Annotated in this window: 15 protein-coding genes; 6 read left to right on the forward strand and 9 right to left on the reverse strand. The window is 44.0% G+C overall.

The window, feature by feature from the left end; translation table 11 throughout:
- Positions 1 to 32: 32 nt before the first annotated feature.
- Both LEP1GSC052_RS19490 and LEP1GSC052_RS19495 read right to left on the reverse strand, forming a co-directional pair.
- Positions 33 to 656, reverse strand: a complete 624-nt coding sequence (locus tag LEP1GSC052_RS19490; protein WP_010575994.1) for a glutathione S-transferase family protein — start codon at positions 654 to 656, stop codon at positions 33 to 35.
- A 112-nt stretch (positions 657 to 768) separates the two neighbouring features.
- Positions 769 to 1,224 (reverse strand): GyrI-like domain-containing protein, encoded by a 456-nt coding sequence (locus tag LEP1GSC052_RS19495; protein ID WP_020985606.1) that lies wholly within the window; start codon positions 1,222 to 1,224, stop codon positions 769 to 771.
- A 214-nt stretch (positions 1,225 to 1,438) separates the two neighbouring features.
- Here LEP1GSC052_RS19495 and LEP1GSC052_RS19500 point away from each other — a divergent pair, with 214 nt between their 5' ends.
- A complete protein-coding gene (locus LEP1GSC052_RS19500; protein ID WP_010575992.1) occupies positions 1,439 to 2,149 on the forward strand; it encodes a PAS domain-containing protein in 711 nt (236 codons plus the stop codon).
- Positions 2,150 to 2,312: 163 nt separating this feature from the next.
- Here the strand turns inward: LEP1GSC052_RS19500 and msrA are convergent, their stop codons facing one another.
- Positions 2,313 to 2,909 carry a peptide-methionine (S)-S-oxide reductase MsrA gene (gene msrA, locus LEP1GSC052_RS19505; protein WP_020986195.1) on the reverse strand — a complete coding sequence of 199 codons (597 nt, stop codon included), beginning with the start codon at positions 2,907 to 2,909 and terminating at the stop codon, positions 2,313 to 2,315.
- Positions 2,910 to 3,055: 146 nt separating this feature from the next.
- Here msrA and LEP1GSC052_RS19510 point away from each other — a divergent pair, with 146 nt between their 5' ends.
- The gene (locus tag LEP1GSC052_RS19510; protein ID WP_040913750.1) at positions 3,056 to 4,312 is read left to right on the forward strand and encodes an NAD(P)-binding protein; all 1,257 of its coding nucleotides are present in this window, start codon (positions 3,056 to 3,058) and stop codon (positions 4,310 to 4,312) included.
- A 4-nt stretch (positions 4,313 to 4,316) separates the two neighbouring features.
- Here LEP1GSC052_RS19510 and LEP1GSC052_RS19515 read toward each other — a convergent pair whose 3' ends face one another.
- Positions 4,317 to 5,156, reverse strand: coding sequence for a class I SAM-dependent methyltransferase (locus LEP1GSC052_RS19515; protein ID WP_040913751.1), 840 nt, complete (start codon positions 5,154 to 5,156; stop codon positions 4,317 to 4,319).
- 223 nt (positions 5,157 to 5,379) lie between these two features.
- Between LEP1GSC052_RS19515 and LEP1GSC052_RS19520 the strand changes: the two genes are divergently transcribed.
- Both LEP1GSC052_RS19520 and LEP1GSC052_RS19525 read left to right on the forward strand, forming a co-directional pair.
- Entirely contained in the window at positions 5,380 to 5,955 is a 576-nt protein-coding gene (locus LEP1GSC052_RS19520; RefSeq protein WP_010575989.1) for a hypothetical protein, read from the forward strand.
- 163 nt (positions 5,956 to 6,118) lie between these two features.
- On the forward strand, positions 6,119 to 6,649 hold the full coding sequence (locus LEP1GSC052_RS19525; RefSeq protein ID WP_010575988.1) for an SET domain-containing protein: 531 nt from the start codon (positions 6,119 to 6,121) through the stop codon (positions 6,647 to 6,649).
- 20 nt (positions 6,650 to 6,669) lie between these two features.
- Here LEP1GSC052_RS19525 and LEP1GSC052_RS19530 read toward each other — a convergent pair whose 3' ends face one another.
- Positions 6,670 to 7,269: a DUF2179 domain-containing protein gene (locus LEP1GSC052_RS19530; RefSeq protein WP_020986047.1), complete on the reverse strand. Its 600-nt coding sequence runs from the start codon at positions 7,267 to 7,269 to the stop codon at positions 6,670 to 6,672.
- Positions 7,270 to 7,581: 312 nt separating this feature from the next.
- Here LEP1GSC052_RS19530 and LEP1GSC052_RS19535 point away from each other — a divergent pair, with 312 nt between their 5' ends.
- Together LEP1GSC052_RS19535 and LEP1GSC052_RS20790 are read left to right on the forward strand one after the other, a co-directional pair.
- Positions 7,582 to 9,666 carry a cellulase family glycosylhydrolase gene (locus tag LEP1GSC052_RS19535; protein WP_010575986.1) on the forward strand — a complete coding sequence of 695 codons (2,085 nt, stop codon included), beginning with the start codon at positions 7,582 to 7,584 and terminating at the stop codon, positions 9,664 to 9,666.
- A 429-nt stretch (positions 9,667 to 10,095) separates the two neighbouring features.
- Positions 10,096 to 10,947: a hypothetical protein gene (locus tag LEP1GSC052_RS20790; RefSeq protein WP_010575985.1), complete on the forward strand. Its 852-nt coding sequence runs from the start codon at positions 10,096 to 10,098 to the stop codon at positions 10,945 to 10,947.
- Between the two features lie 86 nt (positions 10,948 to 11,033).
- On the opposite strand, the gene crcB is transcribed toward LEP1GSC052_RS20790, so the two are convergent.
- The 4 genes from crcB to LEP1GSC052_RS19560 form a co-directional block, all read right to left on the reverse strand.
- Positions 11,034 to 11,417, reverse strand: a complete 384-nt coding sequence (crcB, locus tag LEP1GSC052_RS19545; protein WP_010575984.1) for a fluoride efflux transporter CrcB — start codon at positions 11,415 to 11,417, stop codon at positions 11,034 to 11,036.
- A gap of 63 nt (positions 11,418 to 11,480) precedes the next feature.
- Positions 11,481 to 11,933, reverse strand: a complete 453-nt coding sequence (locus LEP1GSC052_RS21710; RefSeq protein WP_010575983.1) for a hypothetical protein — start codon at positions 11,931 to 11,933, stop codon at positions 11,481 to 11,483.
- Between the two features lie 68 nt (positions 11,934 to 12,001).
- Positions 12,002 to 13,105 (reverse strand): peptide chain release factor 2, encoded by a 1,104-nt coding sequence (prfB, locus tag LEP1GSC052_RS19555; RefSeq protein ID WP_010575982.1) that lies wholly within the window; start codon positions 13,103 to 13,105, stop codon positions 12,002 to 12,004.
- A gap of 54 nt (positions 13,106 to 13,159) precedes the next feature.
- Positions 13,160 to 14,005, reverse strand: coding sequence for a hypothetical protein (locus LEP1GSC052_RS19560; protein WP_020985705.1), 846 nt, complete (start codon positions 14,003 to 14,005; stop codon positions 13,160 to 13,162).

A 14,005-nucleotide genomic window follows, 5' to 3' on the forward strand; every position in this document is an offset into this window, starting at 1 on the left:
AGAAAATTAAAAAATTCTAATCTTCTGATTCGTTATTTTTTTAAGGCTCCGTCCACCCATTCTTTGTAAGAATAAAGATTGCTGATCTTGGAAATATAACCGGAGGCTTCGGGGCCGAGTTCGATTCCGTATGTGAGAAATCTCCCCACAACGGGCGCGTAGAAAGCGTCCGCGATCGAAAATTCTTTCCCGAAAAGAAAAGGTCCTTTGTAAACGGTCAGACATTCCTTCCAGATGGATTCGATTCTTCGTATATCTTTCCACGCTTCGTCCGGAAACGTTTTGCCGTGGAGTTTTTCCACGATGTTCATCGATAAATTCTTTCTTAGATCGGAAAAACCGGAATGCATTTCCGCAGCGATGGAACGAGCCAAAGCCCTCGCGGCCTTGTCTTTCGGCCAGAGATTTTTTTCGGGAAAGGTTTCCGCCAAATATTCAACGATGCTCAGAGTGTCCCAGACCTTGACGTCGCCGTCGATTAGAACCGGAACCTTGCCCGCGTTCGAATAGAGTTTTATCTTTTCGTAAAACTCGGGTGTGTTCAACGTTAGAGAAATTTCGGTAAAAGGTATTTTACTTTCTTTTAATAGAATCCAAGGCCGCAAGGACCAAGAGGAGAATTTTTTATCTCCGATCACCAGTTGAAGGTCTGCCATAGGACCAATTTCGCTTAACGATTGGATCTTGAAAATTGAAATTCAAAATTCTTCGGTTCAAAAAGAACGCTTCAAGTCCGTCGACGAACCCGAAGCGTTCCGCCGATCGGGTTTATCTTTTTTCGGAAAGATATAACTTCACTTGTGTTTCCGGAGTCGCGGTGAAATCCATCGGATAGATTTCGTAGTCCACCGCAAAGGCGCGTTTGTTTTTCAGATCTTGGTTCGCCCATACTTCCTGCCAAAGTTGAATCACGATATCGGGGCTTTTTCCCGATGCGGTGTTCAGTTCCAAATAATTTCCTTCCGGTAATTGAAACGTTTCAAAGGAACCTTTTTCGTCCGATGGAATTCCGATAAAGTAAGAATATTCTCCGTTCTCGTCGCTTTCGTAATTCGAATATACCGCGTAGATGGAATCTCCCGCGTTCTGAACCTTTGGTAATACTTCTTGAAAGAATTTTCCCCAGACTTCCGGGATTTTTCCGTCGGCTCCCATCTCGTCCGCGTTTTTAGTGCGGCTTCCGACTCCTATGAGATTCTTTTTCGGCATCGTACATTCTTTCATCGTTTCCTCTCGATTTGGCCGAATATCGGCGGTCCTAAAAAATCGTCTATTACCTAACTAATCCGTTTTCCTGATTTTTATCAATCCTCGAAAGGACATTCGGAGGCCGCTTAGGTTTGACGGATCCAAGACTTGGTATGAATACTTAGGTATGTTTATGACGGTTCTTTACGAAGGAGAATCGTTTATCTCTTAAGGGATAGGGAGAATCTTTATGTGTGTTGAAAATCAAAACGGAGAAGGCGCGGGGAAAACGAATCTTTCCTCGATATTAACTTCTTACTTTTATCAATATCCTCACGCGATGTTCATCACGGATCGGGACGGAACGATCGAATATATCAATCCGGTTTTCGAGAATCTTTCCGGTTATAAACGAAACGAATTGATCGGAAAAAATCCGAAAGTATTTCAATCGGGAACGCACGGTTCCGAATTTTACGAAGAGCTTTGGAAAACCATTCTTTCCGGAAAGGAATACGAAGGAGATTTTTTAAACCGAAATGGTTCGGGGGAAACGATTTCCTGGAAGGAAAGAATCACTCCGCTTCGCGACGAGACCGGGAATATTTCAAATTTCTTATGTAGAGTGGATCTACCTTCGAACGGATCGGCGACGGCGATTTCTTCCCAAGGAAGTTTCGTTTCGACCGAGGCGGTTCAAAGCGGTAAAATCAGAGAATCCCTTTTCCCGAAACTTCAAAAAGAATACGGTCTTACCTATCAGGAAGCGAAGATCTGCGAACTTCTCGTTGCCGGCCAGACGAGGGACAATCTCGTCCGTCAGTTGGGCGTACATTCAGGAACTCTAAAGAACCACCTCAAGGCGATTTACAGAAAAACGATCGAAAAGGATTTGGAGGAACCGGGTCAGGGCAGGGACAAACTGCAAAGGCTTACGATGTTTTTGATTCGTCTTTGTTAAGCGACATTCTTAAATATTAGAATTTTATAAAGAACGGATCGGGTCCGAAAGGATTCCGGTCCGTTTTATTTTAAACGGTCGCGGATCGCGCGTAAAATCCGGAATCCGTTCTCCTTTTCATGCGTTGTGAACGGCGCGGAGAAACAAAGTCGCCCGACTTTTGTCAGTGTTTGCCCCAGAGATTTTCGAGATACGCTTCCCTTCCCGAACCTTTACGATACGCCTTATAATGATCGGGGTTCGTTTTGTAGTAGTTTTGATGATAACCTTCGGCCGGATAAAACGCGGTAAAAGGAATGATTTCCACCACGATCGGAGCGGAGAATTTTCCGGATTGTGCGATCTCTTGTTTGGATTCTTCCGCCGCTTTTTTCTGAGAATCGTTGTGATAAAAAATTCCGGTTCTGTATTGATTGCCTCGATCCGCGAACTGACCTCCGTTGTCCGTGGGATTGATCTGTTTCCAAAAAACTTTTAAGAGATCCGCGTAACGAATCTTGGACGGATCGAATTCGATCTGAACGCTTTCTCTGTGACCGGTTCTTCCGTAACCTACGTCTTCGTATGTCGGATTCACTTCCTTTCCGCCGGAATAACCAGATGTTACGGAGATCACGCCGGGAAGAGATTCGAAGGGACCCTCCATACACCAAAAACAACCGCCCGCAAACGTGGCCTTTTCCGTTTTAGGAACCGCGAACAAAGAGGAAAAAAAGAACAACGAAAGGAAAAATGAAAACAAAACTTTAGAGTGGAACATTCCGACCCTCCCGGAATGAAATTCGATCCCTTAACGGATCGGTTACACTAGGAATACGAAACAAACTCTTGTTTATATGTTTTTCATTTCGAAAGAAAAAAATTCCTATGTTTTCTTTCGGAGAATCTAATTCTAAGAAACGAAATATGAAAATCGCAATCTTAGGAAGTGGAATCGCGGGACTCAGCGCTTGCTGGTATCTGAGTAAAGAACACGAAGTGGTTTTGATCGAACGTCATTCTCTTCCGGGAATGGACGCGCACGGAACGGATGTCGCGTTAAAGGATAAGATCTTTCGATTCGACGTTCCTTTCCGAGCTTTCAAACAAAATTATTATCCTTGTCTGATCGAAATGTACAACGAAGCGGGAATCGAATTCAGACCCGTGGATTATTCCTTTTCACTCAGCGAAAGGGACGGCTCGACTTACTTTCAATTCTCCACATTCGGACTCGGCGGAAATTTTTATCCGTTCGTTTCTCCGGTTTGTTTTCAAAGCGGAGAATCCAGAAAAATCTTTTCGGATTCGATTCGGTTTTACGGAGAATCCGCAAATCAATGGGAATCTCTCAAAGGAGAACAACTTACGATCTCCGCGTTTCTGCAAAGGTTCGGATATTCGAAAGCCTTCGAGGAAAAATATCTGATTCCGATGTTTGCGACGATCAACACCTGCACTCTCAAAAGCGCCAAAAATTATCCGGCGGAAGCGGTGATCCGTTATCACGCGCGGGGTTTGAAGTTTCTTCGTTTTTTAACCGCGAGCCACGGAACGAGGGACATCACCGAAAGACTTTCCGTCAAAGCCAAAGAGGTTCGATTGAAATCCAATCCCAGAAAAATCGAACTCAACGGTAAAAAAGTTTTTGTTTCCTTCGACCAAGGTAGGGAAGAATTCGATCGGGTCGTGGTCGCAACTCCGGCCAACCAGGCGATCGAACTTTTACCGGACGAGATGCAAAGGGAAAAGGAACTTCTCGCAGCCTTTCGTTACGAAGAATCGGAAATTCTGATGCACACGGATTCTTCCTTTATGCCCAACAAAAAAAGACATTGGGCGCCTCTTTGTTTTACTCTTTCGCCCGAAACGGACAAACCATCGGCTACGATCCGTCTGAACAAGGTTCTTCCCGAAATCGGGAAGGCCGAAATCTTTCAAACCTGGAATCCATTGGAAGAACCGAAACAAGGAACCCTGATTTCAAGATCCAGATTCGAAAGACCGATCATCGATCTCAAAAATCAAAGGACCATCGACGAACTCAAGTCGCTTCAGGAACAACCGGGAAGAAAGGTTTGGTTCTGCGGATCGTATGCAAGATATGGAATTCCTCTTTTGGAAGCGGGCGTTTCCACCTCTTTGGATGTGACTCGTTGGGTTGAGAATTCGTTACGCTCGTAAGAATCTAATTCGTCTTCGGCTTCACGGCCGCATACAAAACGAACTGAAAGTAGCGGCTCATCCTCGGGCCGCCGAGAAAATCCGCGAAGGCCGCGTACTTACGCGCGATTTTTTTGGGAATCTTCGCATCCTTCGTCTTGTGTTTCAGAAAATTCGAAAACCCCGAGAACATTTCCGTTTCTAAAAAATCGAAACCGTCTACGACAAACCCGGAAGACTTTAAGATTTGAGAAAGAGAATCAGTTGTGACCCGATTTTTTTTCGGGATGGAACTTAACGCGCAGATCCGATCCCTCAACCAAGAATCGAACAAACCGAGTTTGGAATTCTTCAAGATCAACTCGGCGGAGATCAAAGCCCCGCCGGGTTTCAAAATTCGAAAGGCTTGTTCGCAAAATTCTTTTCGGTCCGTAAAGAAAACAGTGCTGTCCAGACAAAGAATCTTATCAAAGGACTGATGCGTAAATGAGACGATCGTTTTCTCGATCGGAGCGCAGATCAGTTTCGGGGAAGAATCCGCCCGCAAGTCTATCAGATTTTTTGCAAATTCCACTTGGACCGCGGACGAGTTGACTCCGGTAAGATCGGAAAAGTCCACGGAGAATTCTTCCTTCCATACGAAGAATTGATCTCCGCAACCGAAGCCCAAGTCCAAAACCTTAAGACCCGGTTCGAGTTTCGCCTTCTTGCCGAGAAGAATCGCTAACGTTTTACAAGCCTCGGGATAATCGTTCGTGTTCTTCCAATAACCGAAGTTGGCCCAGGAGGAATTCTCCGGATTGAGATAAAGATGTGCGATCGTATCGGGGGCTTCTTCTTGTTTTTGATTTTTAAAGAAAGACATCGCTGAAAATTCTCCCTTGGAAAGTGTTAAAATTCTTAACCGAATCGCCAATTCGAGGCGTTTTACAAAAACCCGTTCCCTTTTCAAAAAGGGTTTCGTCTTAAAAAATTAAGTTGTGGTTCCGATGTCGCATTAATAAATAGCTAAACATACATTAAGTTCCGCCGATAGGTATTTTAGAACCCGCACTCGGATTCGGAAAACGGAAACGTCGAAATCGATCATGTTGATAATCACACTTTTAGATCCGACCCAAGCAAAGAGCAACTTGTTGTTGCGTTGGAAAAAGAAACTCAATCGTAAGAAGGTCTATCCCGTTCTTATCTTTCCCGAAGCTTCGATCCATCTTGAGAGGCTTCACACTCTCGCAAAAATTTCTTCCAAACAGAAAATTTCAACCTCGACTCCTGTTTTCTTTCATACGGACTCCGTTTTGAAGGCGGGGGACTTTCTTCTTTCGGATAGAATTCCCAAGGGAGAAAAAATTCTTCCGATCTTCGTGGACTTCGGATCTTCTCCCAAGGATAAGAAGGGAAGGGACTTCGAAGAACAAGTGGAACTTCTCAAAGGAAGAATCGGAGATCGATTCTCGGTCTTGTGTTTTTTAGAGACCGGCAAAGCGCAGTCTAACCTCGAAAGATCCGGAAATCGGAACTGGCTCTTTCACAAGTCTTCTTTGGTCGTGGAGATGGGCGGAAAGAACTTTAAGGTTTTAAGAAAGGATTTGCCTCAAGCGGAAGAAGGAGATTCTCCTTTGGAGACTTGGATTCCCGGAGGTTTGCTCGAAGGCCGGTCTTAGGAAATTTATTTACGTTTTCGGAATGGGATTTTTTTTTCAAGGACCGCTAGCGGAGACTCGCATTAAATATTACTCGAATTTAGTATTTTAATTGAAGTTTTTTTTATACCATTCTTGATAGATAAAAATTTTGCCATTGGCGATAAACGCAGGGATCTTCTGCATGATCGAGAAACGAATCAACAAATTCGGGGAGAACGGAACCTTCGCAACGAAGAACATCCCCAAAGGAACTTTGCTGTTCAGCTACAGCGAGTGGATCGAGGACGAAGAATTTGGCTGGAAAGTTCTGACGGTCGACGAAGCCGAGTCGCTTCCCGATTCCGAAAAGGACATCTTCATGAAATACGGATACGACGTGGACTTCGGTTTAGTAACCGGACCTACCAGCGATCAGTTCGTAATCAACCATTCCAACTTCATGAATCATTCCTGTGATCCGAATATGTGGTACGATCAGGACGACAACATCGTAGCGAAACGTGAAATCCGTGAAGGCGAGGAACTTACCATCGACTACGCGAATTTTATCGTGAACTTCGATCAAACCTTCGAGTGCGGTTGCGGATCGGCGAGCTGCAGAAAATTCATCCGGAAAGACGATTGGAAACTTCTGATCAACGAGTATCAGATGAACTTTCCGAAATTCATCCAAAAAGAAATCAAAAAACTCTACGTTAAAATTCCAGTATAGAACGACCTTAAACGAAAATCCTACTTTCTAACCTTGAGAATTCTTTCCAGGATTCCTCTTCGGAGAAGTCCTGGGGAATCTTCGGACACCGACGTATTTGTGCTTCGGGCGTTTTCGATCGAATAGAAAACGTCCGGCTCCACATTCTTGACGATTTTCATCGCGTGAAGAATCTTCTTTCTTTTTAAAACCGTAAAAACGATTTTCACGGGGCCGCGGCTTCCTTGTCCGTCCATCGTCGTGACCCGATAACCCGCTTCGGAAAGTTTGTTCGCGATCTCTTGTCCGTTTTGAGGAGAGATGATTCTCAAAAGAGAAAAGCCGATGGCCAATTTTTCTTCGAGAAACATTCCGATAAAAGTTCCCGTCGCAAAACCGCCCGCGTATGCGAGATAACAAAACACGTTGTTGAGATTTTTAATGACCTGAGTGATTACGATCACCCAAAGAAGAACTTCCAAAAATCCGAGAGAAGCCGCGATGGCTTTTTTTTCTCGGGTAAGAAGAATGACGCGGATCGTTCCGATCGATACGTCGGTCACTCTCGAAAGAAAAATAAAACAAGGAAGAAGAACGTAATCGAAGATAGGATTTCCGGGAGAAGGAAAGCTCAGTTCCATACAAGACAAGAATTATCGAAAGAATCAAACTCGTCGAGGAGAATTGATCCGTTCGTGTTTACTCGGCGAACCTTGTTCGATTTTTTATGCAAGCGGAATTTTAAGAGGAACGTTTGTCGGAAGAATCTTTAAATCCTCCGAAAACGAAAAAACGCCTTACCCCGAGGGCATGATAAACCACTTATAAACGGATTAAAAAGCGGGAATAGATGTGAAAAAATAAATTTTAGATTTCGTTTAACGTTCCTGTTTTTATTTCAAAATTTCGATTTGCGATTTCTTTTTAATACGAAGACGAGAGAATCCCTCTTCATGAAAAAGTCCGCGTTATTTCTTCTTTCGATTTGCGTCTTCGTTCAACAAAACTGCGGGACGAACGATTCCGAACAAAATCAGATTCTTCCGTTTCTTTCCAACGGATCGAACGTTTCCATATCGGTTCAAAATTCTCAAAGCACGAATGTAACGTTTCTAAGCGACACAAGCTTCGGAATTTCTCACAGTTTCGATTATAGAAATCTTCCGGAAGCGAGAAGGATCGTGATCGGAGAAAAAACGTATCTCACGAAAACGGATCCGATTTTTTTGGACGCGCTTGGAAGAGAGGCGACCTTTCGAGGTTTTAACATTTCCGGAAACACGAAGTTGGTTCAACACGGATTTAAACCGTTTCAAAACGAATCCGACGCGGAGATCGCGTTTGCAAGACTCGGTAAAACCACCGGTTCGAATCTGATCCGATTTACGATCGCTTGGGAAGGAGTTCACACCGCGGTCGATACGATCGATTATTCTTATCTGGATGCGGTGATCGCGCAGATGAAGAAGGCGATCGCTTTGAAGATGTATGTTCTGGTCGACTATCATCAGGATTTGTTTTCGAGAAATCTTTTTAATAAGAGTTCCTGGTACACGGGAAACGGCGCGCCTCGTTGGGTGACGCCTTCGGGAACTTATCCGAACGAATACTGCGGGATCATTTGTGCGAATTGGAGTCAGAACAATCTCACCAACGAAGCGATCCGAAAGGCCTTTCGGAATTTTTGGAACGACGCTTCGTTTAACACTTCTGCCGGCCCGAGAAACATGCAGACTGAGTTTTTGTGGCAACTGGGAAAGGCCGCAAAGTATATTCAAGAAAGATTAAGTACCGAAGAGTTCGATTACGTTTTGGGAATGGATCCGTTTAACGAGCCGGTCGACGGAGGAATGGAAGGACTTTCCGCGGCGCAATGGGACAATCAGAAGTTATGGCCTTTTTATAGAAGGGTTCGTCAGACTTTGAGCGCGAACGGATGGGAAGCAAAATCCGTATATGCGGAACCTCTTGTATTCTGGAATACGAATGTAGGAAGCGCGATCGTACCTCCGACGGGAGGAGGACATTTGACGACGTTGCCCGGAGCGGGTTTCGTTTTTAATTCTCATTTTTACGACGCGGGGAGAATGGGAACCGATCTTACCGGAATCGACAATGCGACCTACTTTAAATACTTGGACGAGATCCGCAAAGAAACACGATTTCTAAAAATTCCAGCGTTCTTAAGCGAGTTCGGAATGTGGTTGAACGGAACCGGAGCCAAGGACACTCCGAGAATGATCTCCGCCGTTTATCAGGCGATGGAAATTTCAGACGTGGAACAACCGACTAAGACGCGTTATGCGGACTTTTATTCTCTTTTGGTTTCGGGGACTCAGTGGCATTGGGATTATTACTATGACAATCATTCCGAATTTATGAACGGGAACACTTCCAAGTTGATCACGAAAAAGGACGCTTGGAACGACGAGAACTTTTCCGTGATCGGAAACTACGGAACGACCTGGAACGTGGACTCGAAGGCGATTCAACGCGCGTATCCGAGGAGATCTCAGGGAAGAATTCTCAGCTTTTATTACAATACGTTAGGCGCCGATTCCTGGAACAACGCGTATTCCTGGGGTGGAATTCGTCCTAAAACCGGAGGAAACGTTTACTTCGGAGATAGACGGTTTGCGATTTTAATTTGGAAAGGAAGAAGTTCGGAAGCGCCGAGCGAGATTTTTCTTCCTCCGCACTTTTCGAGTTCCAATCTGATCGTGGTTTCCGATTCCAAGATTTATAATAAGAATTTGTCTTCGACGATCCAAAACGTTTCGAACGAATCGGTTTTGATTTCCGATCCGGATCGTGTCGCCGATTCCGGTTCGCTCTTCGTTTCTTGGGACGATCCGGATGCGGGAGAAGATTCCGAAAAAATACATTACGTTTTGATTGTGGACGGAAACGGCGTTTCCTACTCGGACGATTTTCTTGCGAGTCTGCAGTTCGATTTGAATCAGAGAATTCTCGCGGAGAAAAAAAGCCCCGTGTATCTGATCGGGAAAATGACGTACGGCGGTTATCCCGCGCAGTGAAAGCGGAGCGGATCGGCGGGTCGTGAAGGGAGAATAGAATGAAAATGGAATGTTTTCGGGTGTGGATTTGTCGGAGTTCCGACGAGTTTGAGCTGAGGAATTTTGTTGTAAAGTTTGTGATTTTCTGATATGAGGGATTTGTCCGTGATTTCCCACGAAGCCCACCACCGCCACCCTAACTCGGGTGGGGGCTTTTTCGTTTTACTGCGGACTTTGTCGGAACTCCTTGCGCGCTCGAACTACGAGATTTTTTACTTCTATAAAAACTCTTCACAGTCCAAACACCGACTAACGCAAGCGCGATGCGACATCGGCGCATTCTTGTTTAAGAATTTCGATTCGGCTTTTCTGCATTTGGTAAAAGATTTGACAAATTGAAACACTTTGGTGATGAATTCTTTATCCATGTTTAGGAAAGGAAATCGAATTTTGAAATCAAAATTAAATTGGCTATATGTATTTTTTCTAATGTTCTTTCTGCAAAATTGCTCTACGCATTATTTCGTAATTCCGAAAGAACAAGTTCAAGCGGAGATAAAAAAGGTCCTCGTATTACCCGTATATGTAAATTCCGATTTTACACCTTCCATAGCGAATGTGAGTCCAAATTTCCAATTAGATTCAAAAGAGGCAAATGAACTTGCTAGTGTTTTCAGAAAGAGGGGAATTTTTCTTACGAAATTCATAGATACAATTCTTAAAGAAGGCGAATATAAATTTGAAACGGTTCCGTTTACGGAAGATTTAAACGGTTACGATAAAAAGTTTACAAAGGTAGAATTGTTCACGACTCAAAAAGGGAATAACGGAATTCGGACCTTCGTTTATAGGCCTAAAAAGGAGCTTATCGTCGAACTATCTAAAAAGTATCAAGTGGATGCAGTGTTTTATCATACGATCTACGGCGTTTTAGATAAAAGCGTAAGAATGGGCGTAGCATATAGGAAATACGCTTTTCTACCTTCAATCAAAACGCTTTACGAGCCTTCAATTTATAGGGCCTCCGGAGAGCCGATTTACAATGATAAATTCTTATCTTCGCATTTTGCGTTTTTGCATAAAGGAGAGTTGATTCCTGAAAATCCGAGTGCAGCGAAAAGTGTTAAAGCGACTCCTAATGAAATATTGGAAGCTTTATCAAAACAAAATTTGATGTACACGATGTTTGCGCTCTTTGAGAATCCGGATTTTCCCGAAGAAAGGGAAAGGGTTGTCGTTAACCTTTGTAGCGGCAGATTTTCCTGCGAAATGTCCTACTTCGGCACGAAGGACGAAAATTAAGAATTCTTTAGGGCGGCGTTCGTATTACGCCGTCCTTATTATCGTAAAAAGGATCGATTGCTCGATTTTTTAAGTACTTATTCGACTCAAAAACTTTTGCCGACCCAAACTCCAAATAAAGCCAATCCGATTCCTCCCAAGACGCTAATTACAATATATGCAAAAAATAGAATATAATTTCCCGTTCTAAACATCTGTAAGGTTTCGTAAGAGAATGTGGAAAAGGTGGTAAACCCTCCGCACAAACCGGAAGCAAGAAAGAATTTCAACTGCGGATCGAATGCGGGAAAACGATCGAACATCGCGTAGACGATTCCGATCAAAAAAGAACCGAAAAGATTGGCGGTCAACGTTCCCCAGGGAAGAGTAAAACCCAAAACGGTTCCGAACCAGTATTGCAAAAGATAACGAAACACACTTCCGAGCGCACCGCCGAGACCGATCCACAATAAGGTTCTTTCTAAACTCATAAATGATTTTGAATATAATTCGATTCTAAAGTAGAATCGAGGCGGACTCGACGCTTTCTAAGTTCAAGAAGGGCTGTCCGAATTACCGGGCGCTGAGCCGTGATTCTCCGTTTCTTTTTCCGGCTTTCGTTCCTGAAAATAACGATAGATCTGATAGATCCCGACTCCAAGCGTAACGATCGAATCGTCCACCGGTCCTGGAAGCAAATTCGGCGCGATCCAATAGACGATGATGATCAAAACCGGCCAAAAGATTCTAAGCGTTTCGATCGGTTTGGAATCCTTGATTGCAAACCAAAGCCCGAGAATCATCGCGAGTGAAACGGCGATTACGATCCCGCCGAACAAAAGAATATGTTTTCCGGCGAGTAAGGTCCAATCGGTAAACGACTGAGCCCGACCGTAATCGTCCTTTAGAACGAAAATCGTAATTCCTACGGCGAGAAACAGAGTCAGAAAGGGGGTCAACATTCCCCACAAACAACCGTATTTGATTTTTCCAGAAGTTTCTGACATATTCCGTTTTTCTAATGTTTCGCTCGAATCGAAATCGATTCGAGTTGAACGATCCTATATAGGGCGATTTACAACGTTTTCAAAAAAGCGAGAATAAACGGTTCGATATCTCCGTCCATCACCGCCGCGACGTTTCCGGTTTCATGATCGGTTCTATGATCTTTGACGAGGTTGTAAGGATGAAAAACGTAACTTCGGATCTGAGAACCCCAAGAGATGTCTTTTTTCTCGCCGGATTTCTTTTCCAATTCTTCCTTTGCTTTTTCCTGTTCCAACTCGTAGAGTCTCGCCTTTAACATCTTAAACGCGGTATCCCTGTTTTTGATCTGGGATCTTTCGTTCTGACAAGCCACCACGATCCCGGTCGGCATGTGAGTGATACGAACTGCGGAGTCGGTCGTGTTGACGTGCTGACCGCCCGCGCCGGAGGAACGATAAACGTCGACTCGGATGTCCTTCTCTTCGATTTTGATGTCGATATCGTCGTCGATTTCAGGACTTACGTGAACCGATACGAAGGATGTATGTCTTCTTTTGTTCGCGTCAAACGGAGAAATCCGAACGAGTCTGTGAACTCCATTCTCCCCTTTCAAAAAGCCGAAAGCGAAATCGCCTATCACGTGTAAGGTGGCGTTCTTAATTCCCGCACCGTCCCCGGCTTGGATGTCTATTAGAGAATATTGATATCCTTTCTTCTCGAAATAACGCATATACATTCTGAGAAGCATTTCCGCCCAGTCCTGACTTTCGGTTCCGCCCGCTCCCGGATGGATGTTTAAGAACGCGGGTTTTAAGTCTTCCGGATTTTTAAGAGCGCCTAAAAGTTCCAGTTCTTCGAACTTTTCCTGAAGACGGTTGTATTCCGTGGAAAGTTCGCCGACTCCGTTTTCGCCTTTTTCATCCAGAGTCAGATCGACTAAATCAGGAAAATCTAATATATCTTGTTGGATCGTAAACCAAGGAGTTAGTTTTTTTTCCAGTTCGTTTTTCTTTTGACTGACGATTCTCGCTTCCTCCGGATTGTTCCAGAGGTCGGGATCTTCCGCCTTTTCGCTGAGCGCTTTCAGGCGATCCTTGTCCTGTTCGAGGTTTAAAAGTTTCCAACGATTGAGAAAATTCTCCTGTAATTCTTTGGAGACTCTTTTGAGTTCTTTTGCTGACTTTACTTCCATAATCTTTGCTTATAACCGAATTTGATAGGTTCCGAACGTATAGAACGAGCGGACTCATTGAAAAAGAAAATCTTCTTTATTCTCTCTTTCTTGTTCCCAGGAAAAAACCGTGTCCCTGAGTTGCGGAGTATTGCCTTCCACGGTGGCTACTAAGATGTATTCTTCTTTTTTTCTGAATTCTTCCGGATTCTTTTTGAGTATCAATTTGCCGGAACGGATTAGATCGAGAATATGAAGTAAAAACGGATCTTTTTCCGTTCTGGAAAGTTCTTTCATCGCGGAATAGAACGGTGTGATTCCCTTGTGAAACCAATCCACGATTTCTTTCTTACCGCTCGGCCAAAGTTGATTCAACTGAATCGTTTCCTCTCGGAGCAGGGACTTTCCTTGAAACGGTTTTTGAAGATGTCTGCACTGAAAATAAAGCTCGTGATTGATCTCTCTCGGAAACGTTTTTCCGTAACCGGAGCCGATCCATTCGATCCACGCTTTTTTTTCTTTGGCGGGTAGGGAAGGGATAAGAGCGAAAAGATAATTCTGATTTTTGAATATTCGAGAAGTTGAAAGATGATCCAGCACTTCGTACGGAATCATATATTGTCCCTTTTGCCATTCCAAAACCAAGGGAATTTTTTCGACGTCCAGATATTCCACTGGAGTTTCGGCGCTAACGACGTCCCCGAATTGCGTAAGAATGTAAATAAAGGAAAGAAGTTCCTGACGATTCATCTTTCGGATCAACGTATCGGGATCCAAGTTACGATGCAGAGCGTGTCTGAGTAGATTGTATTGTTCTACGGGAAATTGTACGGGAGAAAGAATGATCCCAAGAAATTTTTCCATTTTCTTGAGGCTATGTCTCTCCACGAGATCCAAATTTCCGGAAATCAAAAATGGCAT

The organism is Leptospira kmetyi serovar Malaysia str. Bejo-Iso9 (assembly GCF_000243735.2).
Taxonomy (GTDB): Bacteria; Spirochaetota; Leptospiria; order Leptospirales; family Leptospiraceae; genus Leptospira; species Leptospira kmetyi.